The 259-nt window shown below is 40.2% G+C and carries 1 protein-coding gene; it reads left to right on the plus strand.

All coding sequences use genetic code 11. The features are described from left to right. The coding region (locus AB4486_RS25215) for a hypothetical protein (protein ID WP_372119450.1) at positions 1-259 on the plus strand (259 nt) is incomplete at both ends.

Below are 259 nucleotides of genomic sequence, written 5' to 3' on the forward strand. Positions count from 1 at the left end.
GATCGGCTCAGTTAGATATGACATTAAAAAGCTAAATTTCGATATAGAGCAGTTTTTGATTAAGAAGCTTGAAGTTGTCATCGCAATTGCGAAAGCACAAGGTATTACTGTCCATACAGAGCTGATAGATATCGCTTGGAAGAAGATTCTTGAGTGTCATGCGCACGATAGTATTGGTGGCTGCAATAGTGATGCGACCAATGCCGATATTATGCATCGCTTAAAGCAGGCTCAAGAAATTTGCCACGGTTTGTATAAC

This window comes from Vibrio sp. 10N.222.55.C6 (genome assembly GCF_041473395.1).
Taxonomy (GTDB): domain Bacteria; phylum Pseudomonadota; class Gammaproteobacteria; order Enterobacterales; family Vibrionaceae; genus Vibrio; species Vibrio crassostreae_C.